The sequence below is a fragment of the Mesorhizobium sp. M0910 genome, from assembly GCF_040319465.1.
Classification (GTDB): domain Bacteria; phylum Pseudomonadota; class Alphaproteobacteria; order Rhizobiales; family Rhizobiaceae; genus Mesorhizobium.
Window position 1 is genome coordinate 503,270 of sequence record NZ_JAMYNZ010000001.1, and the last position, 26,974, is coordinate 530,243.

General features: G+C 63.4%; 27 protein-coding genes and 1 tRNA gene. 15 read left to right on the forward strand and 13 right to left on the reverse strand.

Features of this window, described 5'->3' with window-relative positions:
• Positions 1-58 precede the first annotated feature (58 nt).
• Positions 59-1,192 carry an ornithine/lysine decarboxylase gene (gene odc2, locus NKH78_RS02490; RefSeq protein WP_352506312.1) on the reverse strand — a complete coding sequence of 378 codons (1,134 nt, stop codon included), beginning with the start codon at positions 1,190-1,192 and terminating at the stop codon, positions 59-61.
• A gap of 563 nt (positions 1,193-1,755) precedes the next feature.
• Between odc2 and NKH78_RS02495 the strand changes: the two genes are divergently transcribed.
• The 4 genes from NKH78_RS02495 to NKH78_RS02510 all read left to right on the forward strand — a co-directional run bounded on the left by NKH78_RS02495 (position 1,756) and on the right by NKH78_RS02510 (position 5,762).
• On the forward strand, positions 1,756-2,955 hold the full coding sequence (locus NKH78_RS02495) for an amidase (RefSeq protein WP_352752534.1): 1,200 nt from the start codon (positions 1,756-1,758) through the stop codon (positions 2,953-2,955).
• Between the two features lies 1 nt (position 2,956).
• Positions 2,957-3,856 (forward strand): LysR family transcriptional regulator, encoded by a 900-nt coding sequence (locus NKH78_RS02500; protein ID WP_352688077.1) that lies wholly within the window; start codon positions 2,957-2,959, stop codon positions 3,854-3,856.
• A gap of 86 nt (positions 3,857-3,942) precedes the next feature.
• On the forward strand, positions 3,943-4,611 hold the full coding sequence (locus NKH78_RS02505) for a DUF1007 family protein (RefSeq protein WP_254816980.1): 669 nt from the start codon (positions 3,943-3,945) through the stop codon (positions 4,609-4,611).
• Positions 4,608-5,762, forward strand: coding sequence for a nickel/cobalt transporter (locus NKH78_RS02510; protein ID WP_352506400.1), 1,155 nt, complete (start codon positions 4,608-4,610; stop codon positions 5,760-5,762). The genes NKH78_RS02505 and NKH78_RS02510 overlap by 4 nt, the downstream gene beginning before the upstream one ends.
• Before the next feature lie 25 nt (positions 5,763-5,787).
• Here NKH78_RS02510 and denD read toward each other — a convergent pair whose 3' ends face one another.
• The 4 genes from denD to NKH78_RS02530 form a co-directional block, all read right to left on the reverse strand.
• Positions 5,788-6,765: a D-erythronate dehydrogenase gene (gene denD / locus NKH78_RS02515; protein WP_352702815.1), complete on the reverse strand. Its 978-nt coding sequence runs from the start codon at positions 6,763-6,765 to the stop codon at positions 5,788-5,790.
• Position 6,766: 1 nt separating this feature from the next.
• Complete coding sequence (locus NKH78_RS02520) at positions 6,767-6,973, reverse strand: hypothetical protein (RefSeq protein ID WP_254816978.1); 207 nt, start codon at positions 6,971-6,973, stop codon at positions 6,767-6,769.
• A gap of 62 nt (positions 6,974-7,035) precedes the next feature.
• Entirely contained in the window at positions 7,036-8,019 is a 984-nt protein-coding gene (locus NKH78_RS02525; RefSeq protein ID WP_352736981.1) for a cation diffusion facilitator family transporter, read from the reverse strand.
• 114 nt (positions 8,020-8,133) lie between these two features.
• Positions 8,134-8,820 carry a GNAT family N-acetyltransferase gene (locus NKH78_RS02530; RefSeq protein WP_352647573.1) on the reverse strand — a complete coding sequence of 229 codons (687 nt, stop codon included), beginning with the start codon at positions 8,818-8,820 and terminating at the stop codon, positions 8,134-8,136.
• Between the two features lie 82 nt (positions 8,821-8,902).
• Here NKH78_RS02530 and NKH78_RS02535 point away from each other — a divergent pair, with 82 nt between their 5' ends.
• Together NKH78_RS02535 and NKH78_RS02540 are read left to right on the forward strand one after the other, a co-directional pair.
• Positions 8,903-10,087, forward strand: coding sequence for a pyridoxal phosphate-dependent aminotransferase (locus NKH78_RS02535; protein ID WP_352820664.1), 1,185 nt, complete (start codon positions 8,903-8,905; stop codon positions 10,085-10,087).
• Between the two features lie 22 nt (positions 10,088-10,109).
• Positions 10,110-10,490: a YciI family protein gene (locus NKH78_RS02540; RefSeq protein WP_254816974.1), complete on the forward strand. Its 381-nt coding sequence runs from the start codon at positions 10,110-10,112 to the stop codon at positions 10,488-10,490.
• Positions 10,491-10,510: 20 nt separating this feature from the next.
• Here NKH78_RS02540 and NKH78_RS02545 read toward each other — a convergent pair whose 3' ends face one another.
• Positions 10,511-11,266, reverse strand: coding sequence for an SDR family oxidoreductase (locus NKH78_RS02545; protein ID WP_352688061.1), 756 nt, complete (start codon positions 11,264-11,266; stop codon positions 10,511-10,513).
• Positions 11,267-11,488: 222 nt separating this feature from the next.
• Complete coding sequence (locus NKH78_RS02550; protein ID WP_352881780.1) at positions 11,489-12,235, reverse strand: tellurite resistance TerB family protein; 747 nt, start codon at positions 12,233-12,235, stop codon at positions 11,489-11,491.
• 275 nt (positions 12,236-12,510) lie between these two features.
• Between NKH78_RS02550 and NKH78_RS02555 the strand changes: the two genes are divergently transcribed.
• The gene (locus tag NKH78_RS02555; protein ID WP_352820662.1) at positions 12,511-12,870 is read left to right on the forward strand and encodes a YybH family protein; all 360 of its coding nucleotides are present in this window, start codon (positions 12,511-12,513) and stop codon (positions 12,868-12,870) included.
• Between the two features lie 21 nt (positions 12,871-12,891).
• Here NKH78_RS02555 and trhO read toward each other — a convergent pair whose 3' ends face one another.
• Positions 12,892-13,809, reverse strand: coding sequence for an oxygen-dependent tRNA uridine(34) hydroxylase TrhO (gene trhO / locus NKH78_RS02560; protein WP_352776978.1), 918 nt, complete (start codon positions 13,807-13,809; stop codon positions 12,892-12,894).
• A 153-nt stretch (positions 13,810-13,962) separates the two neighbouring features.
• Here trhO and NKH78_RS02565 point away from each other — a divergent pair, with 153 nt between their 5' ends.
• Positions 13,963-14,601 (forward strand): 2-dehydro-3-deoxy-phosphogluconate aldolase, encoded by a 639-nt coding sequence (locus NKH78_RS02565; RefSeq protein ID WP_352752549.1) that lies wholly within the window; start codon positions 13,963-13,965, stop codon positions 14,599-14,601.
• A gap of 41 nt (positions 14,602-14,642) precedes the next feature.
• Here the strand turns inward: NKH78_RS02565 and NKH78_RS02570 are convergent.
• The 3 genes from NKH78_RS02570 to NKH78_RS02580 form a co-directional block, all read right to left on the reverse strand.
• A tRNA-Gln gene (locus NKH78_RS02570) sits at positions 14,643-14,716 on the reverse strand.
• 83 nt (positions 14,717-14,799) lie between these two features.
• A complete protein-coding gene (gene mepK / locus NKH78_RS02575) occupies positions 14,800-16,644 on the reverse strand; it encodes a peptidoglycan L,D-endopeptidase MepK (protein WP_352736985.1) in 1,845 nt (614 codons plus the stop codon).
• Between the two features lie 359 nt (positions 16,645-17,003).
• On the reverse strand, positions 17,004-18,566 hold the full coding sequence (locus tag NKH78_RS02580; RefSeq protein WP_352736986.1) for a sigma-54-dependent transcriptional regulator: 1,563 nt from the start codon (positions 18,564-18,566) through the stop codon (positions 17,004-17,006).
• 152 nt (positions 18,567-18,718) lie between these two features.
• Between NKH78_RS02580 and NKH78_RS02585 the strand changes: the two genes are divergently transcribed.
• The 6 genes from NKH78_RS02585 (at position 18,719) to NKH78_RS02610 (ending at position 24,915) form a co-directional block, all read left to right on the forward strand.
• Entirely contained in the window at positions 18,719-20,554 is a 1,836-nt protein-coding gene (locus NKH78_RS02585) for a M3 family oligoendopeptidase (protein WP_352736987.1), read from the forward strand.
• 391 nt (positions 20,555-20,945) lie between these two features.
• The gene (locus NKH78_RS02590; protein ID WP_352702794.1) at positions 20,946-21,755 is read left to right on the forward strand and encodes a helix-hairpin-helix domain-containing protein; all 810 of its coding nucleotides are present in this window, start codon (positions 20,946-20,948) and stop codon (positions 21,753-21,755) included.
• Positions 21,756-21,912: 157 nt separating this feature from the next.
• Positions 21,913-23,064: an aminodeoxychorismate synthase component I gene (locus NKH78_RS02595; RefSeq protein WP_352702793.1), complete on the forward strand. Its 1,152-nt coding sequence runs from the start codon at positions 21,913-21,915 to the stop codon at positions 23,062-23,064.
• The gene (locus NKH78_RS02600; protein WP_352702791.1) at positions 23,013-23,675 is read left to right on the forward strand and encodes an aminotransferase class IV family protein; all 663 of its coding nucleotides are present in this window, start codon (positions 23,013-23,015) and stop codon (positions 23,673-23,675) included. Before NKH78_RS02595 ends, NKH78_RS02600 begins: the two co-directional genes overlap by 52 nt.
• Positions 23,676-23,692: 17 nt before the next feature.
• On the forward strand, positions 23,693-23,980 hold the full coding sequence (locus NKH78_RS02605; RefSeq protein ID WP_352702789.1) for a YciI family protein: 288 nt from the start codon (positions 23,693-23,695) through the stop codon (positions 23,978-23,980).
• Complete coding sequence (locus NKH78_RS02610; RefSeq protein ID WP_352736989.1) at positions 23,977-24,915, forward strand: heme-dependent oxidative N-demethylase family protein; 939 nt, start codon at positions 23,977-23,979, stop codon at positions 24,913-24,915. Before NKH78_RS02605 ends, NKH78_RS02610 begins: the two co-directional genes overlap by 4 nt.
• Before the next feature lie 107 nt (positions 24,916-25,022).
• On the opposite strand, the gene NKH78_RS02615 is transcribed toward NKH78_RS02610, so the two are convergent.
• Positions 25,023-25,367 (reverse strand): DUF6640 family protein, encoded by a 345-nt coding sequence (locus NKH78_RS02615; RefSeq protein WP_352736990.1) that lies wholly within the window; start codon positions 25,365-25,367, stop codon positions 25,023-25,025.
• A gap of 14 nt (positions 25,368-25,381) precedes the next feature.
• Positions 25,382-25,759, reverse strand: coding sequence for a MoaF-related domain-containing protein (locus NKH78_RS32585; RefSeq protein WP_502899773.1), 378 nt, complete (start codon positions 25,757-25,759; stop codon positions 25,382-25,384).
• Positions 25,760-25,900: 141 nt separating this feature from the next.
• Between NKH78_RS32585 and NKH78_RS02620 the strand changes: the two genes are divergently transcribed.
• A complete protein-coding gene (locus NKH78_RS02620) occupies positions 25,901-26,950 on the forward strand; it encodes a LacI family DNA-binding transcriptional regulator (protein ID WP_502899774.1) in 1,050 nt (349 codons plus the stop codon).
• Positions 26,951-26,974: the final 24 nt, after the last annotated feature.

Genomic DNA, 26,974 nt, shown 5'->3' on the forward strand with positions numbered 1-26,974 from the left:
AGGCGAACCCGGGCAGGCGAAAGGCGCCCACCTCGGGGTGATCTGAGGGCCGAAGCCTTCAGATCACGTAGGATCGGAGAGGCTCGAAGCCGTTGAAGGCGACCGAGGCGTAGGTCGTCGTGTAGGCGCCGGTGCCCTCGATCAGCACCTCGTCGCCGATGGTCAGTGACAAGGGCAGCGGATACGGCGTCTTTTCATACATCACGTCGGCCGAATCGCAGGTCGGGCCGGCGAGCACGCAAGGCGCGGTCTCGCTGCCGTCATGCGCGGTGACGATCGGATAGCGGATCGCCTCGTCCATTGTCTCGGCGAGACCGCCGAACTTGCCGATGTCGAGGAACACCCAGCGCACATTGTCGTTGTCGGCCTTCTTCGAGATCAGCACGACCTCCGATTTGATCACCCCGGCATTGCCGACCATGCCGCGGCCCGGCTCGATGATCGTCTCGGGGATGGCGTTGCCGAAATGCTTCCTGAGCGCCGAGAAGATCGCCTGGCCATAGGCCTGAGCCACCGGCACATCCCTGAGATAGCGGGTCGGGAAGCCGCCGCCCATATTGACCATCTTCAGCACGATGCCTTCGTCGGCCAGCGTCGCGAACACCTTCTTGGCATCGGCGAGCGCGCGATCCCAGGCAGTCAGGTCGGTCTGCTGCGAGCCGACATGGAACGACACGCCATGGGCGTCGAGGCCGAGCGCCTTGGCATGGCGCAGCACGTCGACCGCCATCGCCGGCACACAGCCGAACTTGCGCGACAGCGGCCATTCGGCGCCCTCGCCGTCGGTCAGGACGCGGCAGAACACACGGGCGCCGGGAGCAGCACGTGCGATCTTCTCGACTTCCTCGACGCAGTCCACCGCAAACAGCCGGATGCCGAGCTGGTAGGCGCGCTGGATGTCGCGCTCCTTCTTGATGGTGTTGCCGAAGGAGATGCGGTCCGCCGGCGCACCGGCGTCCATCGCCATCTCGACTTCGGCAACGGAAGCGGTGTCGAAGGACGAGCCCATCGCAGCAAGCAGGCGCAGGATTTCCGGCGCCGGATTTGCTTTCACCGCATAGTAGATCTTGGAATCGGGAAGCGCCTTCTCGAAGGCGCGGAAATTGTCGCGCACGACATCGAGGTCGACGACGAGGCACGGGCCGTTTGGACGTCGGGTGGCGAGAAAGTCAAGGATGCGCTGGGTAGCCATCGGGTCTCTCCATCAGCGCCTTTCGGCGCGCACAAAGGCTTGCGGACGCGGGCTCTCGGCCTCGCGAACACGCGGTGGACAAAGGCGGGACGTCAAATCCATGGAACCAGCCGGTGGAGACCCCGGAACCATGAAGCGCCGTCTCGCGGCGGTGAACCTTGGCCTTGCCCGGCCTCGGTTCGCTTTGTCTGCCTTGGCTTGGATGGGAGGCCCGTCCGCACTGCCGGCAATGAAGGTGTGCCTCTTCAGTAACCCCGGTCTTTGGACGACCGGCAGAACACCAGAAAGGCCCGCACCGTCGTTGCTTCAAGGTGTCCTCGGTTGGCGGTTGGCCGCTAAACCGACTGGAGGGGTTGGCTCCAGTTACCTTACCGATTGCCCTCACCATTCGAGGATCGGCGGACACCCACACGCACGTGCGACTTTGGGCAAGCGCGATATAAGATCGAAAGATTTCACAATCAATAAAAATCGTATGGCAGGTTGTAAAATTTGTGGCATCGAACAATGCTGCGGCAACCAGAAGAAAAATGCTGCGGCAAGCACATCCGGATATCGAACGCATGACAGGCACTCGCGGCCCGCTGAACGCTTTTCTCGACCTTGATCCAATCCCTGTAGCCAATGCGCAATCCGGCCCGCTTGCCGGCTTGCGGCTGGCCGTCAAGGACATCTTCGACGTCGCCGGCTACCGCACCGGCTGCGGCAACCCGCAGAAGTACCGGGACGCTTCACCGGCCATGGCGACCGCGCCGGCCGTCCAGGCGCTGCTTGATTCGGGCGCGCGCTTCGTCGGCAAGACGCAGACCGACGAACTCGCATTTTCCCTGCTTGGGTTGAACGCGCATTTCCCGTCGCCGGTCAACCCGGCAGCACCCGACCGCGTCACCGGCGGCTCGTCCTCTGGTTCTGCCGCGGCAGTCGCCGGCGGGCTGGCCGACATCGCCACCGGGTCCGACACCGGCGGCTCGATCCGTGCGCCGGCAAGCTTCTGCGGCCTGATCGGCCTGAGGACGACGCATGGCCGCATCTCGCTCGACGGCGCCATGCCGCTGGCGCCTTCGCTGGACACGTTCGGCTGGTTCGCAAGCGACATCGTCATCTATGAAAAGGTCGGCACGCTGCTGCTCGGCGACGATCCGCATCGCCACGAACTGAGGCGCCCCATCGCTCTCGATGCACTGGACGGCCTCGTGCTCGGCACGCTGGAGGCCGCGGAATATCGCGCCATGGTCCGCAGTGTCGCGTCCGTGCTGGGCGCACCGCGCACCGTCGGCCCGCTGTCGCATTCCACCGACGATCTCTATTGGTGCTTCCGCAAGCTGCAAGGCTATGAAGCCTGGCAAAGTCACGGCGCCTGGATCGCCGGCGGCGACCGCATGCTCGGACCCGGGGTCAAGGAGCGTTTCGAGCACGGCGCGACCATCGACGCGGCAACCGCACAACGTGAAACGGAACGTCGCGTTTCGTTTCGCCTCGCGCTTGCCGGCCTGCTTGGCGATGACGGCGTTCTTGTGCTGCCGACCGCGCCGGGTGCCGCGCCGCTCAAGGCCGCGTCATTCGACGATTTGCAGGCCTATCGCGAGCGCGCGCTGAGATTGCTGTGTCTTTCCGGCCTGTCCGGCTTTCCGCAGATCACGCTGCCGCTCGGCAAGGTCGGCGGGGCGCCGTTCGGGCTTTCGCTGCTCGGTCCGAAGAACAGCGACCGGCAGTTGATTGCGCTGGCCGCCCGCATCCTTTCAGCCCACCAAGGAGGCGCATGACATGGATACGCTGACCCGCATGCGCGCCTTCATCGACGTGGTCGAGGCCGAAGGCTTTTCGGCGGCGGCGCGCAAGATCGGCCGCTCGAAGGCGCTGCTGTCGAAATATGTGCGCGAACTGGAGGACGAACTCGGCGCACTGCTGCTCAACCGGACCACCAGGCAGTTCTCCCTGACCGAGGCGGGCCACACCTATTACCGGCGCGCCTCGGAGATCGTGCGCGAGGTCGACAGCCTTGCCGATGCGGTGCGCGAATCCTCCGGCGACGTGCGCGGCAGGATCAAGCTATCGGCGCCGCGCACTTTCGCCGACGCGCCGATCGGCCAGTCGCTGATCGACTTCGCCAAGCAGCATCCCGATATCGTACTCGACGTTCAACTCGACGACCGTTTCGTCGATCTGGTCGAGGAGGGCTTCGATCTGGCGGTGCGCATTTCGCGGCTGGAAAATTCCTCGTTGATCGCCAGGCGCCTGGCGCCGTTTTCGGTGCGGCTTTGCGCGTCTCCCGAGCTGATCGCCAAGCACGGCATGCCGGTCAGGCCGCAGGATCTTGCGCGTGTGCCTTGCATTATCGACACCAATGGCCGCTGGCTGACCAACTGGCCTTTCAAGGGCGACAGTGGCGATACGGTGAGCGTTTCGGTCTCCGGCCCGATGGAGGTCAACAGCCCGATGACGGCAAGGGCGGCGGCCGTGGCGGGCTTGGGGTTTTCCATCCTGCCGGATTTCATCGCCGCGCCCGACATCGAAAGCGGCAAGCTGGTGACTGCGCTGGATGACCGCATCCTGCCTGGTGGCGGCATTTTCGCCGTCTATCCGCACCGGCGCTATCTGCCTGCGAAAGTTCGCGTTTTCGTCGACTTCCTGGTGCAGTGGTTCAAGGCGCTGGACAACGCATGAGCTTTCAGCCGCCTTGCGGTCCCATTTTCGCCCCCTTTCTGGTAACTGTCGGCAATTCACCGAAGCCGATTGAATCGCGACCGAGAATGCACCTGAAACAGCAAGCCATCATGCTGGCTTCGGCCTTGACCGCGACGTTTGCCGCCGTCGGACCGGCTGAGGTGCATCCCCACGTCTTCGCCGAAGCCCGCCTCGAAGTGGTCCTGGGCCCGGATCACCAAACTGTGAAGGCATTGCGCCATGTCTGGCGGTTCGACGATTTGTTTTCGAGCACGGTGATGATGGAGTTCGACAAGAATTCCGACCTGAAGCTCGACGACAAGGAGCTGAAGGATGTTGCCGACACCGTCCATGCCTCGCTTGCCGAATTCAACTACTTCCAGCTCGTCACCGTCGACGGCAAGGACGTGGCAATGACCCCGCCGCCGCATCTGATGGCCAATTTCGATAATGACCAGCTGATCATCCTGTTTGAATCCGAACCGAAGGTGCCGATCAAACTTAGCGGCAAGATCGATATCGGCGTCTACGATCCGACCTTCTACACCGCGATCGATTTCACCGAGGATGCCAATCTGCAGGTCGATGGCTTGCCGCCGGCCTGCACCAGCAAGGTTGTCCGCCCCAACCCGGACGAGGCGATCGCCGAAAACCAGAAGACCCTGACCGAGGCCTTCTTCAACGATCCGACAGGTACCGACATGAGCAAGATCTTTGCCACCAAGCTCGAACTGACCTGTCAGCCGGAAGGATAGATCCAGTGGCGAAACCGTCCCTGCGTTTGGCATTCGGTCTTCTGGCCGCCGCCTTTGTGATGACGCACTTTCTCGGCTCCGCCCACGCCCAGAGTTCGCTGGGCATCGGCACCAATGACGGCATGGCTCCAACCGCCACCGGCCCGTTCGCCCACATCCTGATGTGGATCAATCTGCGCCAGCAGGAATTCTATCATGCGCTTGCCGGCGCGATGAAGGCGATGCGCCAGGATGGCAGCAGGCTGTGGCTGCTCATCGGCCTGTCCTTTGCCTATGGCATTTTCCACGCCGCCGGCCCCGGTCACGGCAAGGCGGTGATCTCGTCCTACATGGTGGCCAATGAGGTGGCGCTCAAGCGCGGCATCATGCTGTCCTTCGTCTCGGCCCTGCTGCAGGCGCTGACCGCGATCGTGGTGATGCTGCTCGCCTATTTCGTGTTGCGCGGCACCGCGATATCGATGACCGACGCCGCATGGTTCCTCGAAATCATGAGCTATGTCTTCGTCACCCTGTTCGGCGCCTGGCTGCTTTGGCGCAAGGCCGGCCCGGCCATCCTTCGCCTGTTCGGCGCAAGCCCCGGCTACAGCCTCTCGGCTGCCCATGCCGGCCATTCACATGCCGGCCATTCACATTCCGCGCATGCCCATGCGGCACATTCCCACGCGCTTCATGCGCATGACGATCACGACCATGCGCACGACCATCATGACCACGGCGCACACGACCACGCCCATGCTGCGCACGATCACCACAGCCATGCGGCGGGCGAGGTCTGCGAGACCTGCGGCCACTCGCATGCGCCCGACCCGGCGCTGCTTTCCGGCGATCGCTTCGATTGGCGCACGGCCTGGTCGGCTGTCGCTGCCGTCGGCATCCGCCCCTGCTCCGGCGCGCTGATCGTGCTGAGCTTCGCCTTGCTGAACGGGCTATGGTTCGGCGGCATCCTGTCGGTGCTGGCCATGGCCCTCGGCACCGCAATCACCGTCTCGGCCCTGGCAACGCTTGCGGTGACCGCCAAGAACTGGGCGGTGTATTTCGCCGGCGACGGCCGCATGGGCAACCGCATCCATTCCTTCGTCGAGATCGGCGGCGCCGCCTTCGTCTTCCTGTTCGGCCTGCTGCTGCTCTCGGCCAGCCTGACCGGCGCCTGACCTCGTTGCGTCCGATCGGAGCGCTTTAACTAGGGATATTGCCGCCCAACTCGTCCTCGATATGGACGCGTATGATCTCGTCGAAGCTCGTCTCGGCGGCAAAGCCAAGGTCCCTCGAGCGCTGCGCCTCGAAGCGTGTCGGCCAGCCCTTGACGATAGCCCAGATCGTCTCGTCGGGCTCCTCGCGGATCAGTTTCACCGCCTTGGCGCCGGCGACACGCTCCAGCGCTTCGATCTGCTCGCCGACGCTGACGGCGACGCCCGGCATCGTCAGGTTGCGGCGCGGTCCGACGGCGGCACCGTCGATCTGAGCCGCATGGATCAGGAAATTCACCGCCGAACGCGGGCTGGCGTGTGTATGGATGACCGAGCGCGGCACCGGCAGGATCGCTTCATGGCCGCTCAGCGGCTCGCGGATGATGCCGGAGAAGAAGCCCGAGGCCGCCTTGTTCGGCTTTCCCGGCCTGACGCAGATGGTCGGCAGCCTGATGCCGATGCCGTCGAAGAAACCGCGGCGCGTATAGTCGGCAAGCAGCGCCTCGCCGATCAGCTTCTGCGTGCCGTAGGAGGTCAGCGGCGTCGGGTGGAACTCGTCCGGAATGACGTCGGGAAACGGTGCGCCGAACACGGCGATCGACGAGGTGAAGACGACGCGCGGCGCAAACCCCGCCAGCCTTATGGCATCGAACAGCGCCCTTGTGCCGTCGAGATTGACGCGGTAGCCGAGATCGAAATTGGCCTCCGCCTCGCCCGACACCACGCCGGCGAGATGAAAGATCACGTCGGGGCGCAGCGCGACCAGATTTGTCGTCGCGCCCGGCGCGGCAAGGTCGCCGGTGTGGGGGGTAATGCTGACACCTTCGAGCACCGGTGCTTGCGGCGGCACGATATCGTGAAGATCGAGCGCGGCGATCTTGCGGCCGCCGAGCGCCCCGTCCTTGGCCAACCTGGCGATGAGTTTGCGGCCGACCATGCCTGCCGCGCCGGTAATCAGAATGCGCATGTCACTTTCCCTTTTTGCGCTGGCTGCGGCTACGCAGCCAGAACACGACGAAGATTGCCACCATGAAGATCGCCGCGACGACGCCGGCAAGAACCGTCGAGATCTTGCCGACCGCCAGCATCACTGTTGGAAGATTATAGGCTGCGATGCCGAACAGCAGCAAAACCCAGGCGGCGCCGATCGCCGCATTGCGAGTGTCGCGGTCCATCACGCGGCACCAGGGCGGCGAGAGTTCATGTCGATCGTTGCCAATGCCCAGAACTCCCGAAGTCAGTGATAATGGCCGCGGTGCGCTGCCGTGTCATGCGCATGCTCGTGCTCGTCATCATACTCATGTCTGTCTGCACATTGACCGAATTCCGGTTCGACCGTGGCATGGGCTATGCCATGTTCCGCCGCAAGCCGCTTCTTGATCGCGCTTACCGCCATATGCGCGTCGACGCCGTCATTGAGGCAGGCATGCAACGTCGCCATGTTGCTGGAGCCGTCGAGCGACCAGACATGCATGTGATGTACCTCGCGCACGCCCTTGATCGAACCTTCGATGTCCCTCGCGATCAGGTCGCGGTCGAGGCTTGCAGGCACGCCTTCGAGCAGGACGTGGGCAGCCTCGCGCATCAGCGACCAGGCCGTGGACAGGATCAGCAGCGAGACCAGGACCGACAGGATCGGATCGATAGGTGTCCAGCCCGTCGCCAGGATCACCAGCGCCGCGACGATCGCCGCCGCCGAGCCGAGCAGATCGCCCAGCACATGCAAAATGGCGCCGCGCATATTCAGGCTGCCGCGGTCGCCGCCGTGCAGCACGTAGAACGAGCCGAGATTGACCAGCAGGCCGGCGATCGCGACGACCAGCATCGGCCCGCCGAGCACCGGAGCCGGCGCTAGCAAGCGGCCCCAAGCCTCGTAGACGATCCACAGCGCAATGGCGAAGATGGCGATGCCGTTGGTGTAGGCGACCAGCGTCTTGACCCGGCCGAAACCGTAGGTGAGGCGCACGGTCGCCGGCCGGCTCGCAAGATGAAAGGCATACCAGGCCAGGCCGAGCGCGACGCAATCGGCAAGCATATGGCCGGCATCCGCCAGCAGCGCCAATGAGCCGGTGAAGATGGCGCCCAGCGTCTCCGCAACCATGAAGCCGGCGGTCAAGCAAGCAGCGATCAGCACGCGCTTCTTGTCGGTCGAGCCGTGCACATCACCTGCGCCATGGCTGTGGTCGTGGCCCTGCGCAGCATGGTCGTGGGTATGCGCCATCTATGAGCTCCTGCTAGAGCCTGATCCATCCCGGCAGACCCGGGACGGAGGCTCTGTCTTCATGTTTGACCATGATCTTATCCGAAAACCGGCGTCCACTTTTCGGGATCATGGTCAGGCGCCGAACTCAGCGCGAAAATCCTCGAGCCGTCGCTTCTGCCGGCCGTCGCCCTCGAAATTGGCCGGATCGAGCCATGCCTCATAGGCTCTGCGCAATGCCGGCCACTCCTTGTCGATGATCGAGTACCACGCGGTATCGCGGTTTTCGCCCTTGACCACAAGATGCTGGCGGAAAATGCCCTCGAACTTGAAGCCGAAACGTTCCGCCGCGCGCTTCGACGGCTCGTTGCGGTTGTTGCATTTCCATTCGTAGCGGCGATAGCCAAGCTCATCGAAGATGTATTTCATGAATAGGAACTGCGCTTCCGTCGCCGCCGGCTTACGCGAGATCAGCGGACCCCAATAGATGTTGCCGATCTCGATCACGCCATAGGCGGCGTCGATGCGCATCAGCGTCTGGCGTCCGGCAATTTTTCCGCTGGCCTTGTCGATGACGGTGAAGAACAGCGGGTCCTCGCTGGCTTCGGCCTTGTCCAGCCAGGGCTGGAAGGCGGCACGGGTCTGCGGGGGGTAGTCGGGCAGCCAGGCGAAGCGGCCATCTATGTCGGGCACCGAAGATGCTTCAAACAAGCCGTCGCCGTGCTTTTCAGCGTTAAGCGGCTCAAGCCTGACAGTTCGTCCCTCCAGCACCTTGCGTTCCGGCCGCGGGCGCGGTTGCCAATTCTTGAGATTTTCCGACACGCGAAGCTCCGATCCGTTGACTTTTTCGGGCGGACGCTCACAAAAACGCACGCTCGCTGAAAGAACCACACGGACGGGAAAAATGCTCCACACGATTTCGGCCTTCGACCGCCTCGGCGAGGAAAATGCGTTCGCGGTGCTGGCGCGCGCCACGGCACTTGCCCATCAAGGCCGCGACATCGTCAATCTCGGCATCGGCCAGCCCGACTTCAAGACGCCGCAGCATATCGTCGAGGCGGCGATCAAGGCGCTGCGCGACGGCCATCACGGCTATACGCCGGCCAACGGCCTGCTGGCGACGCGCGAAGCGGTGGTACGCCGCACACTGGCCACCACCGGCGTCGAAGTCTCGCCGGAAGCGGTGATGATCCTGCCCGGCGGCAAGCCGACAATGTTCGCGGCGATCCTGATGTTCGGCGAGCCGGGCGCCGAAATTCTCTATCCTGATCCCGGCTTTCCGATCTACCGCTCGATGATCGAGTTCACTGGCGCTGCCCCCATCCCGGTGCCGATGCGCGAGGAGAACGGCTTTGCCTTTTCGGCTGCGGAGACACTGGCGCTGATCACCCCGAAGACCAGGCTGCTGATCCTCAACTCGCCCGCCAACCCGACCGGCGGCGTCACCCCCCGAGCCGAGATCGAGAAGCTGGTCAGGGGCCTGGCAGCACACCCGGACGTCGCCATCCTCTCCGACGAGATCTACGACGTGATGACCTATGACGGCGAGACGCACTGTTCGCTGCTCACCTTCCCCGAAATCCGTAATCGGCTGATCGTCCTCAACGGCTGGTCGAAGACCTGGGTGATGACCGGCTGGCGCATGGGCTGGTCGATCTGGCCGAACGGCGACAAGGGCGCGCATCTCTATGACAAGGTGCGCAAGCTGGCGGTCAATTGCTGGTCCTGCGTCAACGCGCCGAGCCAGTATGCCGGCATAGCCGCCATCGACGGCCCGCAGGACGACGTCGACAAGATGATGCGCGCCTTCGACCGCCGCAGGAAGGTCGTGGTTGAGGGGTTGAATGCCTTGCCCGGCATTTCATGCATCACGCCGAAAGGCGCCTTCTATGCCTTCCCCAATGTTTCCAAGACCGGCTGGAAGGCCAAGAAGCTCGCCTCGGCGCTGCTCGAGGATGCCGGCGTGGCGCTGATCGGCGGCCCCGATTTCGGCATTCTCGGCGAAGGCTATGTCAGGCTGTCCTACGCGAATTCCGAAGAGAACATCCTGCGCGCGCTGGAGCGGATCGAGGCGTTCCTGGCGAAGTGAGGACGACGAAAGGAGACGCCAGATGTTCTATGCCATTCTTGCCTATCACGAGGAAGAAGCGATCACGGCGCTGACGCCTGAGCAGGATGCGGCGCTGATGACCGATCTTCTCCAGATCAACGATCGGCTCTACCGTCAAGGCACCCTTGGGCCTGCGGCCCGGCTCGGCGCGACACAAGACGCCTGCACCTTGCGCGGGCCAGGCACCGGAATGGTTATCGACGGCCCCTTCGCCGAGACCAAGGAACAATTGCTGGGGCTCTATGTCGTCGACTGTGCCAACCGTGACGCCGCTATCGACATTGCGCGCGACCTTCGCCGCGTCAATCCGACCGCCGTCTACGAAATCCGCCCGATTTCGCTATATTTACCCGGCGTGCCGCTTCCGGTCACCCGGCCCTGATTTCACCGGGTGAGACTAATTTAGCCCCGCCCGACAAATGGCATCTTCGTCGCCATCACGGTCATGAACAGCACGTTGGCGTCGAGCGGCAGGCTGGCCATATGGAGGACCGCATCGGCGACGCGCTCGACATCCATCACCGCTTCGGCGGCAATGGTGCCGTTGGCTTGCGGCACGCCGACCGTCATCGCTTGCGCCATGTCGGTCAGCGCGTTGCCGATGTCGATCTGACCGCAAGCAATGTCGAAGGGCCTGCCGTCCAGCGCCAGCGTCTTGGTCAGCCCGGTGATGGCGTGCTTGGTCGCCGTATAGGGCACCGAGCCCGGCCGTGGCGCATAGGCCGATACCGAGCCGTTGTTGATGATGCGGCCGCCCATCGGCTGCTGCCTGCGCATGGCGCCGAACGCGGCGCGAGCACACAGGAACGAGCCGGTGAGATTGACCCCGACGATATCGTTCCACACTTCGACCGGGATGTCGTCGATCAATGTCGATTTGTAGCTCGTGCCGGCATTGTTGAAGAGCAGGTCGACGCGCCCGAAAGCCGCTGCCACCGTCTCGAACAGATCGTCGACCTGATCGGCCTTGCTGATGTCGCAGGCGAAGGCCAATGCCTTGGCCCGCGTCGGCCCGGCCGCGGCGATCGCATCCTCCAGCACCGGCTTGCGGCGACCGCAGAAGACCGTATTCCAGCCGGCCTTGAGCAGCGCTGTGGCGACGCTCTTGCCGATGCCCGTGCCGGCGCCGGTGACGATGGCGGTTTTATAGTCGGTCATGGCTGTACTCCCTGAAAGGGATGAGGCATCGCAAATGGCGAGAACCATGGCAAGCCGGCCCAAAGCCTGTGCTCACAAAAAGGGCGGCCGTTGGCGACCGCCCCTGATCCGAACCGGGCATGGGAGGAGGAAAGCCGATCCGACTGCCTGAAATCATGCGCTTCCGCGGTTAACGAGAAGCTAACGCCAACGGCGCCGAGTTCCCAGGCTTCCTCTTTCGAGCTACCAGCGCGAGCCTGCGACCGGCTTGGCTGTGCTGCCCGCTGCCGGCACCTTCGCCGCCGTCACCGTCGCCTCGACATGGTCGACCAGTGCATCCGGCAGGCCGAGACGGCCGGCAAGCAGGTCGAGATAGCCGCGTTCGGCCCGCGTGTCCGGATCGATGGCAAGACGCGAGGCGGTGTAGAGTTCCAGCCTTTGCGCATCGGTCTTGGCTCCTGCGATCAGCACATCCAGATCGAGCGGCGCCTCCAGTTCCGACATCAGGAATTTCTCCGCTTCGGCGCCGACGCCGGCGAGGCTGAGCTTGCCGGCGATCTTCTGCCGCTCTTCGTCATCGACGTGGCCGTCGGCCTTCGCCGCCGAGATCATCGCCCTGACCAGCGTCAGCGTGAATTCGTCTTCGCCCTGCGGCGCTTGCGACGGATGGAAGGCGGTATCGGCCGGCGGCGGCAGCAATTCCGGTTCGCCTGCAGCTTGCGTCTCGGCCGGCGCGTTGCCGTTCTTGTAGTTCTGGTAGGCCTTGTAGGCGAGGCCGCCGATCGCAGCCAACCCACCAAGCTTCACCGCCGCACCGGTGACCTGACGGCCTGGGCCGGTTCCGAGCAGCACCGCGGCCAGCGCACCGGCGGCAAGCGGATTGTCCTTGGCCATCTGCACCGCCTGCCCAGCCTTGTCGCGAACGGTCGATCCGGTGCCAGGAATTTGCGAGCCGAGCAGATCGTCGAGGAGCTTCTTGGGATCGAACATCTATGCCTCCAGAATTGGCCCGGCCGAAGGTGCGCGGGCAGGTTTGGACGTCGAAGACCTAGGTCCCGCAGTTTGACATTACAATGACGGGGTGCATCCTTTTGCCCGGTGCCACGCATGACCTCGCACCGACATCTGCTGGGATTACACGCAGAAATCAAAGAGCTGCAGCCTCCTTCCGCGCCCAAAAACACGTGGCGCTTGGACATTGGACGTGTCGAAACCGCCCTCGACTTCAACTAATGTCGCGGCATGTCGCTTGAGAGGAGCCTGGCATGACCGATGAGACTGACCGCGAACCGGCACGCGACCCCCAGGAACTGGAGCGCCTGCTGATTTCACGGCAATGGATCGGGGATATTGACGGCATGGCCGCGCTTTTTGAGCCGCATGCAGTCATCGACAGCGGTGGCGGACAGCTGACGTTCGGCCGCGAAGCCATCCGGGCGCTGTTCGCGGAGATCACCGCAACCGGCCGAAAATTTCAATCCGGAGATCAGCGTCCGGCTGTCGTCAATGGCGACCTGGCGCTCACCTCGACCCGGCTTCCCGACGGCACGATCACCACCGAGGTGGCGCGCCGGCAGAACGACGGGACATGGCTGTGGGTCATCGATCGCTTCTCTGTTGCTTGACGTGAAGTTGCTTCACGTGAGCTAACTTCCGATGTGGCGGTCCCCGCGTGCTTGCGCCAACTCGACCTGGCGCTGGCGCTCGGCGTAACGGGCGCGATCTTCGTCCGAACGGGCATCGAAGCAATGCGGGCATGAAACGCCGGTAGCATATCTCGGCGACAGCCGGTCTTCTGCGGCTAGCGGATGCCGACAGGCGCGGCAAAGTTCGGCCTCGCCTTCGACCAGCCCGTGCGACACCGAAACGCGCTCGTCGAAGACGAAGCATTCGCCTTGCCACAGGCTCTGTTCGGTGGGGACGTCCTCGAGATATTTCAGAATACCGCCCTTGAGGTGGAACACATCCTCGAAGCCTAGCGACTTCACATAGGCCGTCGCCTTCTCGCAGCGTATGCCGCCGGTGCAGAACATGGCGACCTTGCGCCCGTCGAGCTCGTGCCGATGCTGCTCGACCCAGGCCGGGAATTCGCGGAAGCTGTTGGTGGCGGGATCGACAGCGCCCTTGAAGGTGCCGAGCGACACCTCGTAGGCGTTGCGCGTGTCGATGACGATGGTACCCGTATCCGAGATCAGTGCATTCCAGTCGGCCGGCGCGACATAGGTGCCTGCACCTGCCGGATCGATATTGTCCACGCCCATGGTGACGATCTCGCGCTTCAACCGCACCTTCATGCGGTGGAACGGCATCGTTGCGGCGCTGCTGAATTTGATCTCGAGGCCGGCGAGACCGTCGATGGGTTCGAGATGATCGATGAGCGCGGCGATTGCCGTTTCACTGCCGGCGACCGTGCCGTTGATGCCCTCTCGCGCCAACAGCAGCGTGCCTTTGATGCCACGTGCGCAGCAGAAGGCAGCAAGCGGCGCGCGCAGCGCCTCGAAGGTGTCGAGCCGGGCGAAGCGGTAAAGCGCCGCAACGCGGAAGGCTTGGCTGGGCGGTGTCATCACCAAGCCACTAAACGCTCACGACAGCCGGATCAAGGCAGAGCCGGGAGGTTTCGAACACCACGCGTGACATCGCGACACGCCGCGTTTCGTGGACAGAAAAATCGCCTTCTGCTAACCGATCGACTTGATCAACAGAGGAGATGAAGACGAATGCCCAGCACGACCGAAAAGCTCCTGTCGCTCCTCAACGGCCAGCCGGTCATACCAGTGCTGAAGATCGCCAATCCCGCCGACGCGGTGCCGCTGGCCCGGGCGCTGGCCCGCGGCGGCCTGCCGGCGATCGAGATTACGCTGCGCACCGCCGACGCGCTGGAGGCGATCCGCCGGGTGGCGGGCGAGGTCGAAGACGCCGTCGTCGGCGCCGGCACCATCCTGGACGCCCGGCAGTTCGGCGCGGCGGCGGCCGCCGGTTCGAAGTTCATCGTCAGCCCCGGCATCACCCGCGAGCTTCTCGCGGCAGCCAACGACAGCGATGTACCGTTGCTGCCCGGCGCCATCACGCCGGGAGAGGTCATGGCCGCGCGCGAAGCCGGCCTGCGCTTTCTGAAATTCTTCCCGGCCGAACAGTCGGGCGGCATTGCCTCGCTCAAGGCTTTCGCCTCGCCGCTTGCCGACGTGAAATTCTGCCCGACCGGCGGTATCACCGGCAAGAACGCCGCCGATTATCTCAGCCTGCCCAACGTCATCTGCGTCGGCGGTTCCTGGGTGGCGCCGGACGATCTGGTCAAGGCCGGCAAATGGGACGAGATCGAAGCCTTGGCACGCGCGGCAAGCAAGCTCGGGCGCTAGCATCTTCTGCATCAAAGTCGCCGCCGATCTCGTTCGCCGGCTGGTTCCCGCTCATGGACTCGAACCACGATTCACGCCTTCAAAGGGCGCTGTCCTACCATTAGACGAAGCGGGAGAATGCTGACCGCTGGTTAGCATCCCGGGATGAAGGAAGCCAGTGTCGGCGTGGAGGCAGCCGCGCGAGGTGCCGAGCGGGGCCTACTCGGTCTTGAAGCGTGCCACCGACATGAACTTGACGGCTTTGCCGGTGAACCGGTTGGCGTCGGCCATCTCGTTGCCCGGCTGGAAGCCTACCGTATAGACCTCGCTCGGCGCCGTACGGACGAAGTCGTAGGCGTAGCGCGGCGCCGTTGTCGCATCTGAGACGGTTGCTACATACTCACCGCTGTGCAGCGCCCAACGGGCGGCCTGCGGCGCGGCGGCGACCACCACCGGCTTGGGGCCGGGTTTCAGGTCGCGGGCGGTTGCCCTGGGTTCCTTGCGTGTGGTCTTCACGCCTGCACCGATGACGGCAGCCGGATCGGAGCCGGCCGGGCGGGCAACGATGGCCTCGCGCGGCGATGCCCCGTCGTTCGAGGCCCGGTCGTCGCTAGCCGGTTCCTCGAACACCGATGCTTGCTCGGAAAGCGACGCGACCTTGTATTCGTCGGTCGCGCTGACCCTTTCCAGAACGGCCTTGACCTCGTCGGGCTGGGAAGTGTCGGGCCGCGCCGACGGCAATACCGAGAATGCGTCGGTGGCGGTGTTGCTCCGCTCTGCCGCACTCGCCAGCGCCAGCAACACTTGCTTGTCCTGCGGCGCAAGACCCGCCGGCGACAGATCGGCCGGCAGCGAATGATCGGGCCGCCAGCTCGGCACGGGAATGTTGTTTGCCGCGACCTGCACCGGGCCGGCAGCGACAGACGGGTCTGCTATGCCGAACGGAACACTTGCCGGCGCCACGCTTGCCGGCGCTTGCGCGGTCGCCACCGCCTGTTCAGTCGATCCAGCCGCATCCGCCACGCCGAACGGAACGTTTTCAGGCGGCTGAGCGCCGACGTCGGTCTTCGGACGCGGAGCAAAATCCGGCAGCGGAATGCTGCGCGCCGGCAATGCCGCGATGATCGTCTCCGGCGTGTCGTTCTCCGGTTCAGGCGCCGGAGCATCGGCGACGTCCGGAATCTCGGCGCGCTTGGCATCCTGAGGCGCCACGATGGCAATACCAGGCAGGTTGCTGCTCTTGGCGGACGGCGCCGGCTTCACGTTACGGGGCTTTGGTGCCGGCTCGGCCATCGCCACATCGGCGCTGTCGTCCGCCTCGTCGTCGCCACCGCCGAACAAGGCTGCCAGGAACCCGTGGGATTTTTTGCCGCCGCTTGCGCTGGCCAGTTCAATGGCCGGCGCGCCGGCGCCCTTGCGGGCTTTGTAGGAGGCGAGCGCCTGTTGATAACCAGGCAGCGGCTTGCCGTCGCTCGGCACATGCAGCGTCTTGCCGTTGGGGAACACGCGCGCCAGTTCCTGGCGGCTGATGCCGGGCCAGTGGCGCACATTCCCGACATCCATATGCACGAAGGGCGAGCCGGAGCTGGGATAGTAGCCGACGCCGCCGCCCTGCATCCTGAGGCCGATATCACGCAGCTTCTTCAATGGGACACCGGGAATGTAGAAATCCATCGCCCTGCCGAGCATGTGCTGGCTCTTCTCGGCGACGCCCCTGCTGCGGCTGCGCAGCATCGAATTCGTGGCCGGCGAACGATAGCCGCAGACGACCTGGATGTAATCGGTGGCGCCGCTCTCCCGATAAGCCTCCCAGACCAGATCCAGCAGTCGCGGATCCATCTTGGTCGGCTCGTTGCGACGCCAGTCGCGCAGGATGATGTTGATCTTTCGCAAGCCCGCCTGGTCGTAGCGGCCGTTGCGCTTGTAGACGATCTCCGCCTTTTCATGCGTGTGGAGATGATAGAGCTTCAGCGAACGTGTCTCGGCGCTGGCGCCGGTTGCCGCCGCTGCAAGGAACCCGACGGCAACAATCACCGCTGCCAGCCATCTCGGCCAGACGCTCATGTGATAATGCCGCCCGTTTTCGTGTCGTTCGATTCTGTTCAAATCAAAAGGCCTTGCAGGCTGCCGTTTTGTCCCCGGATTTGACCAAACGGATGCGTGGTGTGTGCATCCGAATATCGATCCTAATGGTTAATCATCGCTTATTGAAGCCGAAATGCGGTAACACGGTGGCGATATCCCGCCAAAAATATTGCGCCGGATATCTTGGTAAACCGCTGGTTTAGATCATGTTTTGGCGCCAGCTCGAAACACGATCTGTTACCATCCGCCTTAATACGTGAACACTGTGGCGAACACATCATTTCGAGGCGCAGTTGCGTGGAATGATGTCCGGATGCGAACCGGCTTGGCCCTGTAACTCACGAAGCGAGCCGTTCGACGCGGCCGGTTTCCGGGTCGATGCCGTATTCCTTGAGCTTGCGGTAGAGCGTCGACCGACCGATGCCGAGGCGGCGGGCGACTTCGCTCATCTGGCCGTTGTAGTGATCGATGGCGAGCTTGATCATTTCGAGTTCGACGTCAGCCAGCGCACGCACATTGCCGCGCTCGTCGAGCGCCCGCAGCGTGCCGAAACGAGGCTTGGCCGGTGCATCGGCGTCGGCGGCTGCGATGCCGCCAGCGGCCGATATGTTATCACGCGGCAGGCTTCCCGAAGCCAACCCGGAAACTGGCCACCCTGAAGCTGGCCCCACTGAATTGGGCAAGGCGATACCCGAATCGAGATTGACCGTGCCCTCGACCTGCGCCCGGATCTGCGGGAATTCCTCTTCGGTCAGCATGTCGCCGTCGGCGAGCACCGAGGCCCGGAAGACGGCGTTTTCGAGCTGCCTTATGTTGCCCGGCCAGTCATAGGCCTGCAGCATGGCAAGCGCCGCAGCCGAGATGCCTCGCAGACGGTGGCGCGGATTGGCGGGCGCCACCTTCTCCATGAAGTGCTCCACCAGATAGGGGATGTCGTCGCGACGGTCGCGCAATGGCGGCACGAAGATTGGATAGACGTTCAGCCGATAGAACAGGTCCTCGCGGAACTTGCCGTCCTTGACCTGCTGCAGCAGGTTGCGATGGGTTGCCGAGATCAGCCTGATGTCGACCCTGACGGTCGAGCGCCCGCCAACCGGATCGACCTCGCCGTCTTGTACCGCGCGCAACAGCTTGACCTGCACGTCGAGCGGCAGGTCGCCGATTTCGTCAAGGAACAGCGTGCCGGTGTGCGCTTCGACGAACTTGCCGGTATGTTTTTCGGTGGCGCCGGTGAACGAGCCCCTCTCGTGCCCGAACAGAATCGATTCGACCAGATTGTCGGGGATGGCGCCGCAATTGACGGTGACGAAGGGTTTCGAGCGGCGGTCGCCGCTGCCCTGGATGGCGCGCGCCACCAGTTCCTTGCCGACGCCGGATTCACCTTCGATCAGGATCGGAATGTTGGACGCCGCCGCCTTGCGGCCGAGCCGAATCACCCGATCCATCGCCGGACTGTGGGTGATCATGTCCTTGAACGTCAGATGGCCGCCGCGCTGTCGGGACGAGCGCTTCACTTCGCCTTCGAGCGCTTCGACCTTGAGGGCGTTGCCGATCGACGCCTGCAGCCTGTCGGGGGAGGCCGGCTTGACGACGAAGTCGAAGGCGCCGTGACGCATTGCCGAAACGACGGTTTCGATGCCGCCCTGCGCGGTCTGCACGATGACGGGGATGTGGATGCCGCGCTCGCGCATCGCCTTCAGCACGCCGATGCCGTCGAGCCCAGGCATCATAAGGTCGAGGATGACCACCGACACGTCGCGCGCATTGGGTCCGTCGACAAACTCGAGACCCGCCTCGCCGCCATCGGCGACGATCGCGGTGTGGCCGAATTTCGTCACCGCCGCCTCGAGCAGCCGGCGCTGCACGGGATCGTCATCGACTATGAGTATGGAAGCTGCCATGACTGATCCGACCGTGCCCGCCCGAGAATGCGCCCTATGGATCATCTTGGCACAGGGTTCTAAATAAGCTTTCAAAAAACCCGGTGAACGAATTCCTTAGGATTTGACCGGCTTCTCGTTTCCTCGAATTTTTGTGTCTGGAAGGATCGGCAATGCGCATGGTTTTTGCTCGAAAGCTGGCGGCGGCGCCCGGTCAGGGCGTGGCGGAGCTTGGCGATCTGCCGGAATGGAATCTGGCCGATCTCTATTCGGGCATGGAAGCGCCCGAGTTGAAGCGCGACATCGCCAAGGCCGCCGCCGATGCCGTCGCCTTCGAGAGTCGTTGGAAAGGCACGCTCGCCGCCGAGGCCGGGCGTGGCAGCGCCGGCAGGCTTGGCGAGGCGCTTCAGGCCTATGAAGCGCTGGAGGAGCTGATCGGCCGCATCGTCTCCTATGCCGGGCTTGTCTATGCCGGCAACACGTCGGATCCGCAGCGCGCCAAGCTCTATGGCGACATCCAGGAAAAGATGACCGATGCCAGCGCCCACCTGCTGTTTTTCGCGCTCGAGCTGAACCTCATCGACGATGGCGCGATCGAAAACGCACTCGCCGCCGATCCGGCCTTCGCCCACTACCGGCCCTGGGTGCTCGATCTGCGCAAGGACAAGCCCTATCAGCTCGAAGACCGCATCGAGCAGCTCTTCCACGAAAAGTCGATCACCGGGCGCGGCGCCTGGAACCGCCTGTTCGACGAGACGATGACCGATTTACGCTTCGACTTCGACGGCGAGGAGCTGACGCTGGAGCCGGCGCTCAATCGCCTGCAGGACGCCGACGGCGAGGTGCGCCGCCGGGCGTCCGAGGCGCTGGCCACGACCTTCCGCAAGAATTTGCGCGTCTTTACGCTGGTCACCAACACGCTGGCCAAGGACAAGGAGATTTCTGACCGCTGGCGCGGCTTCGAGGATATTGCCGATTCCCGCCATCTCGCCAACCGCGTCGAACGCAGCGTGGTGGATGCACTCGCCGCCGCGGTTCGCGACGCCTATCCGCGCCTGTCGCACCGCTATTATGCGATGAAGGCGCGCTGGCTCGGCATGGAGGTGATGAACCACTGGGACCGCAATGCGCCCCTGCCGGAGACCCCGCAGGCGGTCATCGGCTGGGACGAGGCCAAGAACACCGTGCTTTCCGCCTACCAGCGCTTTTCACCCGACATGGCCGAGATCGCCAGAACTTTCTTCGACCGCAACTGGATCGACGCACCGGTGAGACCCGGCAAGTCGCCTGGTGCCTTCGCACATCCGACCGTGCCTTCGGCGCATCCCTATGTGCTGCTCAACTACATGGGCAAGCCGCGCGACGTGATGACGCTGGCGCACGAGCTCGGCCACGGCGTGCACCAGGTGCTGGCCGGCGGCCAGGGCGCCTTGATGGCGTCGACGCCGCTGACGCTGGCCGAGACCGCATCGGTGTTCGGCGAGATGCTGACCTTCCGCTCGCTGCTCGAGCAGACCACCGACAAGCGCGAACGCAAGGCCATGCTCGCCCAGAAGGTCGAGGACATGATCAACACGGTCGTGCGCCAGATCGCCTTCTACGAGTTCGAGCGCAAGGTGCATGCCGAGCGCAAGAGCGGCGAATTGACCTCCGACAAGCTCGGCCAGTTCTGGCTGGAAGTGCAGGCCGAAAGCCTCGGGCCGGCGATCAAGCTGCGCGACGGGTACGAGGTTTTCTGGACCTATATCCCGCACTTCATCCACTCGCCTTTCTACGTCTATGCCTATGCATTCGGCGATTGCCTGGTGAACTCGCTCTACGCGGTCTACCAGAACGCCGAGCGCGGCTTTCAGGAGAAATATTTTGCCATGCTGCGCGCCGGCGGCACCAAGCATCATTCCGAGCTTCTGGCGCCGTTCGGCCTCGACGCGGCCGACCCTGCCTTCTGGCAGATCGGGCTCGGCGTGATCAGCGGACTGATCGACGAGCTGGAAGCACTGGACAATTGATGCGCAACACTGGGTGATGCGCAACACCGGATGACCGGGTTTTCCAGAACAGTTTAGCTGCAATGCATATTGGCGATGGTTCTATTCTTGTCTTGGATATTTGTTCTTAAATAACTTTCCATGGAAGTTTTCCGTTAGATTCCCGTAAGCTGTATGATAGCGTCCGCCCTCAAGCTCAGCCGGGCACGAATGGATCCCGTCGGAAAATCCCGACCGGTCATGGCGTGTCGGCGGATGCGACAACGGTTGTTGGCCAGGGGCAAACCGGTCGCCGACAGCTCGATCGAAGCCGGCTGTTCTGCAAATTGCGGAACCACCATCGAATGGTCCTTCGCCGAAGTCATGGCTCTACAGGCCAGGGCGGACGGATCGGACTGGAGAGAGAAAGATAATGGGCACTTTTTTCTACATGCTCCTGGCGTTCCTGGTAGGTGTGTTGGTTGGCTGGTTCATTTGGGGACGCCTGCGTGGCGAACTCGACAGTTTGCGCGGCGATCTAGACCGCACGCGCAGCGAACGCGACAGATTGCGGGCCGATAGCGACCGTCTGACCGGTGAGTTGGATGCATGCGGCCGTGCCCGCGCCGATCTCGAACGCCGGCTGGGCGAGGCGAAAACCACCCAGGCGCCAACCGCGAAGGCGGCAACAGCCAAGGCGCCAGCCGCCAAGACCGGCGCGACCAAAGCCGCGATGCAGGCGCCGTCAACGCTGATTTCGACATCCGCACCAGCCAAACCGGCGCCGAAGAAATCTGCAACGGCGAAGGCCGCGACCGCGCCACGCGCAAGTGCCGCGAAAACGGCAACACCGAAACCGCCTGCATCGAAAGCGAGCGCCGCGCCGACGACCGCGCCAGCGGCAAGCAAGGCTGCGCCAGCGGCAAGCAAGGCCGCGCCAGCTGCAAAGAAAGCCGCGACCGGCAAGGCAACAGCCACCGCGGCAGGCAAAGCCAACGATCTGCGTCGCCTGATCGGCATCGGCCCGACCAACGAGCGGCTGCTCAAAGGGCTTGGGGTCACGACCTATGCCCAGATCGCCGCCTGGACGCCCGACGATGTCAAGCGGATCGAGGCGACGTTGAATTTCGACGGCCGCATCGAACGTGAACGCTGGATCGAGCAGGCGAAACTGCTTGCCGCTGGTGACGAGAAGGAATTTGCGCGCCGCTTCCCGACCGCGGGGGAAGCCAGCAACACCTGATCCATCGCAAGGTGGCATTTTGGAACAAGGCGGCGCCCACTGGCGCCGCATTTGTTTTTGCCGCCGCGCCTTTGCGTCTTGAGACGCCGCTCCCTCGATTGCACACGGTCGAGCCCCCATATAGATCGATCGCTGGTGACCGCAGCATTCGAGCCTTATGTCCCTGCCCCTGCCCTTTGCAATTTTCAGGAACGACGAGACCGCGCGGCAGCTCGTTTTCGACCGGCCGGCCGAGATAATCGCAGCGCATGGCGAGGCGGACTTTTTGCCTGCCCTGGAAGCCGCGCAGGTAGCACATGACGGCGGCAAATGGCTGGCCGGTTATTTCTCCTACGAGGCCGGTTACCTGCTCGAACCCAAGCTCGTTCCGCTGCTGCCGGCCGGCCGCCGCGCCCCGCTTTTTTGCCTCGGCGTGTTCGATGCGCCGGTCGAGGAGACGGTCGCGCCAGGCGATCTGCCGGCTAGCAACGGCCCAATCTTCGACGCCAAGGCAGCCTGGTCTTCGGACGACTACGCCAAACGCTTTGCCAGGCTGCATGACCACATCCGCAAGGGCGACTGCTACCAGGGCAATCTGACCTTTCCGGTCCATGCGCAATGGTCGGGCGATCCGCTGGCCGCCTTCAACGCGCTGACCGAACGCCAGCCGGTGAAGTATGGCGCGCTGGTCGCGTTCGGCGATCCGATCGTCTTGTCGCGTTCGCCCGAACTGTTCTTCGAGGTCGACGCGGAAGACATGATCGAGACGCATCCGATGAAAGGCACTGCGCCGCGCGGCGCCACCAAGGCCGAGGACGATCGCCTGAAAGCGTTCTTGCGCAACGACGAGAAGAACCAGGCCGAGAACCGGATGATCGTCGATCTCCTGCGCAACGACATCTCACTGATCAGCGAGGTTGGAACGCTCGATGTGCCGGAGCTTTTTCGCATCGAGAGCTACCCGACGGTCCACCAGATGGTGAGCCGCGTGCGGGCAAAACTTTTGCCCGGCCTCGCCATCCGCCAGATTTTCGCCGCGCTGTTCCCCTGCGGCTCGATTACCGGCGCACCGAAGATCCGCGCTATGGAGATTCTGCGCGAGCTGGAAAGTGGGCCGCGCGATGTCTATTGCGGCGCCATAGGCTGGATCGCGCCCGGCGGCCGGATGCGTTTTTCCGTGGCGATCCGCACCATCTCGCTCTTTGCCAATGGCGAGGCGGTCTACAATGTCGGCGGCGGCGTCGTCTTCGATTCGACAGCCGAAGAGGAGTACCAGGAGTGTCTGCTGAAAGCCCGTTTCGCGACGGGAACACTGCCGATTTCGAACTGATCGAAACAATGCGCTGGGAACCCGGCTCCGGTTTCCTCCGTTTCGACCGCCATCTCGCGCGGCTCTACGGCTCGGCAAGCGAACTCGGTTTCGCCTGCGATCCGCAAAGGGTCGGCGAAGCGCTGATGAATGCGGTCGGCCGCCAACAGATCGTGTTGCGCACCCGCCTCGTCCTGTCGCGCAATGGCGAAGCAGCGGTTTCGGTACAGCCCTACGAGCCGCTCGCCGCAGACAAGGTCTGGACACTTCAACTGGCACGGGTGCGGCTTGATCCGAGCGACACGCTGCTGCGTCACAAGACCAGCCGCCGACAACCCTATACGCGCGCCCGCGCCGAATATCTCGCCAGCCGCGCCGACGAGGTGCTGCTCGCCAATGAGCGCGGCGAAATCTGCGAGGGCACGATCACCAACGTCTTTGCCGATTTCGGCGACGGCGTGCTGGCCACGCCGCGGCTCGATTGCGGCCTGCTGCCTGGCGTCCTGCGCGGCGAACTGCTGGATCAAGGCCGCGCCGGTGAAGCGGTCTACACGTGGAACGAACTGCAATCGGCCAAGGCGCTGTTCGTCGGCAACTCGCTGCGCGGATTGATCCCGGCGCGGCTGGGCTGAAGCATCTGGAGACAACAATGTTCGTGGTTTCGCTGAACTACAAGGTGCCGCTGACCGAGATCGACCGCCTGCAGCAAGCGCATGTCGAGTGGCTGAAGGCCTGCTATGCGCAAGGTATCTTTGTCGCCTCCGGGCCAAAGCGGCCAAGGACCGGCGGCATCATCATCGCGCGCGGTCCACGCGAGGAGCTCGATGCCAGACTGGCGGACGATCCCTTCGCCAAGGCAGGTGCCGCCGATTACGAAATCACCGAATTCACGCCGAGAATGGCCGCTGCCGCACTGGAAGCCTACAAAGAAGCATGAGTTTCCGCACACCGACCCACACACCCTATGACGGCTCGTCGAAACTGTTCACCATCGGGCTGAAGCCGCTCAATCTCGATAGCTGGATCGAGGTCGACGAATATCTGCTGCCCTATCTTGCCGAGAAACGCCGGCTTTATGCGGAAATTCCCGGCAAGGTTTTTGTCGAGGAGCAAACAACGCGCGACGCTCAGCGCGAAGTGCTCGATCTGCTCGGTGCGCATCTGGCGGCGAACTTTCCTGAGACCCACAGGCGTACCGACAATGCGATCGAGGTGATCGGCGGCATCGACAATCTCGAGGGCTCAGGCACCTCAGCTTCTTTCAGCGATGCGCCGCTTGTCGCGGCCTCGTTGCTCGTGCAGGAGGATTTGATCCTGATGCGCCGCGACGACAGCGGCTGGCGTCTGGCCGCCGGCTCGCTCTGCTTCCCGTCGTCATGGTCGCTGACCGAAAAATTCGGCAAGCCGCTGCAGCAGATCCACGCGCCGGTACCGGGTTTCGGCCCGGGCACACGCCCGGCCGATCTCATCAACCGCATGTTCGATGGCCTCCAGGGCCAAGCCGTCGAGCGCTACAACTGGTCGATCCAGGCGGGCGACGCACTCTACCATCCGCTCTCCAACATCGAACGCATCGACCGCGCCAGCAATCGCCCGTCGAGATTCCCGGACGGCGACATCGACGCTCATGCTTTCATCCGCGTCGAGCGTCAGACGCTGAGAAAGCTCCCGGTCTCCGGCGACATACTCTTCACCATCCGCATTCATCTCGACCCGCTCGCCGTGCTGGAGCGCCACCGCGATCGCGCGGCGCTCGCAGCGTCCTTTGCCGAACAACTTCTGGCGCTGGACGAGGCACAGCTCGACTACAAGGGGATGACCGCCGACCGTGACCGGTTGGTCGAGCGGCTCGGGGCGCTGGCGCTGTCCTAGAGCAGTTCGTCGTTTCACGGAAGCGCCGAACCGCTCTATCTCTTTGTCCTTGCTTGTTCTTGCGCAATTCCGGACGGAAAACCGTTTCACACTTTTCCTGGGATTCCCTAAATCGCAGCCACGCCCAGCAGCAGGATCGCGGACATCGCGGTAAAGACCGAGAGCATGGCCGCGAAGAACGCCCCATACATGGCCGCGGCCAATCCCCCGGCGAGATAGAGCCGCTCGGCTTCGAGTTGCCCCTTGATCCAGATAAGTCCGAGCGCAATCAGCGCCACTCCGGTGTAGCTCAACACCTGCCAGACGACGTGAAACCGGGCGTGGGGAGTCCAGAGCGGATTGGTGGCGTGGGTGGCGTTCAAGTCGGCTTTGATCGTCACCACACCGTAGCCCACGGTCGCGACGCTCAGCAGAATTCGAGCAAGCAGATGACTGTCGTAAGCGAGTTCCATCGCATTTTCCTCCCTTATGCAGGAACGACTTGAATGGCGCCCTGGGCACAGAAGAGCTGCCCATCGGCCAGCCGCGCATAATTATGGACGATCCCCTTCTCGTGGTCCTGCAACTGCACAATGAAGTTGCCGCTTTTCTCCGTCCAGCTCGCGAGCACGAGATTCTGGCGTACGCTGGTCAGGCCGACATTGACCACCTCGTCGATTTCGGTGGTCCCGATCGACGCCTGGATGTGCAATTCCTGCGGCGAGAGAAACGTCAGCGCGGCACGAAGGGGCCGAAAACGCAGTCGAAAGTCTTGCCGACGAGCGAGGCTGGAAAAACATCGGTTTCTGCCATCATTCTCTCCTTGGGCATGGCCGCTGCGGCCACGCCATTTTACGATCTTCAATGTCTAGTCGCAAAAATCCTCAGAATAAATGTTCTTGGAGCGCTCCAAGAGCCACGATCCGCCAATTTCGATTTTGAGTCAATAAAATTCTTGGAGCGCTCCAAAAAATGGTCTACCTCAGGGAAAATGAGTGAATCGCCAATGCCCACCCTAGCCGATGTCGGCAAGGCTGCCGGAGTTTCCCGGGGGACTGTCTCCAACGTCTTCAACCGGCCGGAGCTGGTCAGGCCTGAATTGCGCGAGCGCGTCGAAGCGGCCGCGCGAGCGCTCGGGTTTGGCGGCCCCGATCCGAAAGGACGATTGCTGCGGGACGGCAAGTTCAATGCCATCGGGTTCATGCCGCCTGGCGCCTACGCCATCTCCGAAGTGATGAGAAGCCCCTACGGCCGCGAGCTGGTGCTCGGCGTTTCGCTCGCCTGCGACGAGGCTGGTACGACGCTCAGCCTTATAAACGGCACCGATGACACGCGTTTCGCCAGCATCCGCGATGCGCTGGTTGACGGCTTTATCCTTGGTCACAGCGCCGACATTGGTCTCATAATTTCGGCGCAGAGACGGCGTCTGCCCTTCGTCATTCTCGAAAGCGACGCAGGTCCCGATATCAACTCGATAAAGATCGACGGCCGGAGCGGCGCGGTAGCTGCCGTCCGGCATTTGACCGGGCTGGGGCACCGGCATTTTGCCATCCTTTCAGTGCGCCGGACTCCCGGCCCGCCGATTGTCCGCATACCAGGCCAGGCAACGCGCCGGCTTCTGGCCGGCTTCCCGCTCGACGATGAAAGGCTCGACGGTTTCAAACAGGGTTTGGCGGAGGCGAATTTGTCAATCGATAATGTCCCGATCATCGAGACGATCCCAGGCGAGCCATCTGCCGGAGCAGTGGTGTTCGACAGGGTGCCTGAAGCAACCGCGATCCTGACCATGTCGGACTGGCAGGCGATCACGATATTGGACGAGGCGGTTCGCCGCGGCATAGACGTGCCGGGCCACGTATCGGTCGTCGGCTTCGATGGCACCGCCGAATCCGCACGCACCACGCCTCCGATGACCACTGTCGCACAAGACGTGATTGGAAAAGGCAGGCTTGCCGCCCGAATGGTCCTTGACAATGAAGCCCCCCGCCAGGTCGTTCTGCCGGTAGAACTGGTGGTTCGAGCCTCCACAGCCGCGCCGAGGACAAAAATCCGCTGAAACGGGCGGATGCGGCATCCGCAC

Coding starts and splice junctions, on each gene's coding strand:
- odc2 (WP_352506312.1), bottom strand. CDS start 1,192: ATGGCTACCCAGCGCATCCTTGACTTTCTCGCCACCCGACGTCCAAAC.
- NKH78_RS02495 (WP_352752534.1), top strand. CDS start 1,756: ATGACAGGCACTCGCGGCCCGCTGAACGCTTTTCTCGACCTTGATCCA.
- NKH78_RS02500 (WP_352688077.1), top strand. CDS start 2,957: ATGGATACGCTGACCCGCATGCGCGCCTTCATCGACGTGGTCGAGGCC.
- NKH78_RS02505 (WP_254816980.1), top strand. CDS start 3,943: ATGCACCTGAAACAGCAAGCCATCATGCTGGCTTCGGCCTTGACCGCG.
- denD (WP_352702815.1), bottom strand. CDS start 6,765: ATGCGCATTCTGATTACCGGCGCGGCAGGCATGGTCGGCCGCAAACTC.
- NKH78_RS02520 (WP_254816978.1), bottom strand. CDS start 6,973: ATGGACCGCGACACTCGCAATGCGGCGATCGGCGCCGCCTGGGTTTTG.
- NKH78_RS02525 (WP_352736981.1), bottom strand. CDS start 8,019: ATGGCGCATACCCACGACCATGCTGCGCAGGGCCACGACCACAGCCAT.
- NKH78_RS02535 (WP_352820664.1), top strand. CDS start 8,903: ATGCTCCACACGATTTCGGCCTTCGACCGCCTCGGCGAGGAAAATGCG.
- NKH78_RS02540 (WP_254816974.1), top strand. CDS start 10,110: ATGTTCTATGCCATTCTTGCCTATCACGAGGAAGAAGCGATCACGGCG.
- NKH78_RS02545 (WP_352688061.1), bottom strand. CDS start 11,266: ATGACCGACTATAAAACCGCCATCGTCACCGGCGCCGGCACGGGCATC.
- NKH78_RS02550 (WP_352881780.1), bottom strand. CDS start 12,235: ATGTTCGATCCCAAGAAGCTCCTCGACGATCTGCTCGGCTCGCAAATT.
- NKH78_RS02555 (WP_352820662.1), top strand. CDS start 12,511: ATGACCGATGAGACTGACCGCGAACCGGCACGCGACCCCCAGGAACTG.
- trhO (WP_352776978.1), bottom strand. CDS start 13,809: ATGACACCGCCCAGCCAAGCCTTCCGCGTTGCGGCGCTTTACCGCTTC.
- NKH78_RS02565 (WP_352752549.1), top strand. CDS start 13,963: ATGCCCAGCACGACCGAAAAGCTCCTGTCGCTCCTCAACGGCCAGCCG.
- mepK (WP_352736985.1), bottom strand. CDS start 16,644: ATGAGCGTCTGGCCGAGATGGCTGGCAGCGGTGATTGTTGCCGTCGGG.
- NKH78_RS02580 (WP_352736986.1), bottom strand. CDS start 18,566: ATGGCAGCTTCCATACTCATAGTCGATGACGATCCCGTGCAGCGCCGG.
- NKH78_RS02585 (WP_352736987.1), top strand. CDS start 18,719: ATGCGCATGGTTTTTGCTCGAAAGCTGGCGGCGGCGCCCGGTCAGGGC.
- NKH78_RS02590 (WP_352702794.1), top strand. CDS start 20,946: ATGGGCACTTTTTTCTACATGCTCCTGGCGTTCCTGGTAGGTGTGTTG.
- NKH78_RS02595 (WP_352702793.1), top strand. CDS start 21,913: ATGTCCCTGCCCCTGCCCTTTGCAATTTTCAGGAACGACGAGACCGCG.
- NKH78_RS02605 (WP_352702789.1), top strand. CDS start 23,693: ATGTTCGTGGTTTCGCTGAACTACAAGGTGCCGCTGACCGAGATCGAC.
- NKH78_RS02610 (WP_352736989.1), top strand. CDS start 23,977: ATGAGTTTCCGCACACCGACCCACACACCCTATGACGGCTCGTCGAAA.
- NKH78_RS02615 (WP_352736990.1), bottom strand. CDS start 25,367: ATGGAACTCGCTTACGACAGTCATCTGCTTGCTCGAATTCTGCTGAGC.
- NKH78_RS02620 (WP_502899774.1), top strand. CDS start 25,901: ATGCCCACCCTAGCCGATGTCGGCAAGGCTGCCGGAGTTTCCCGGGGG.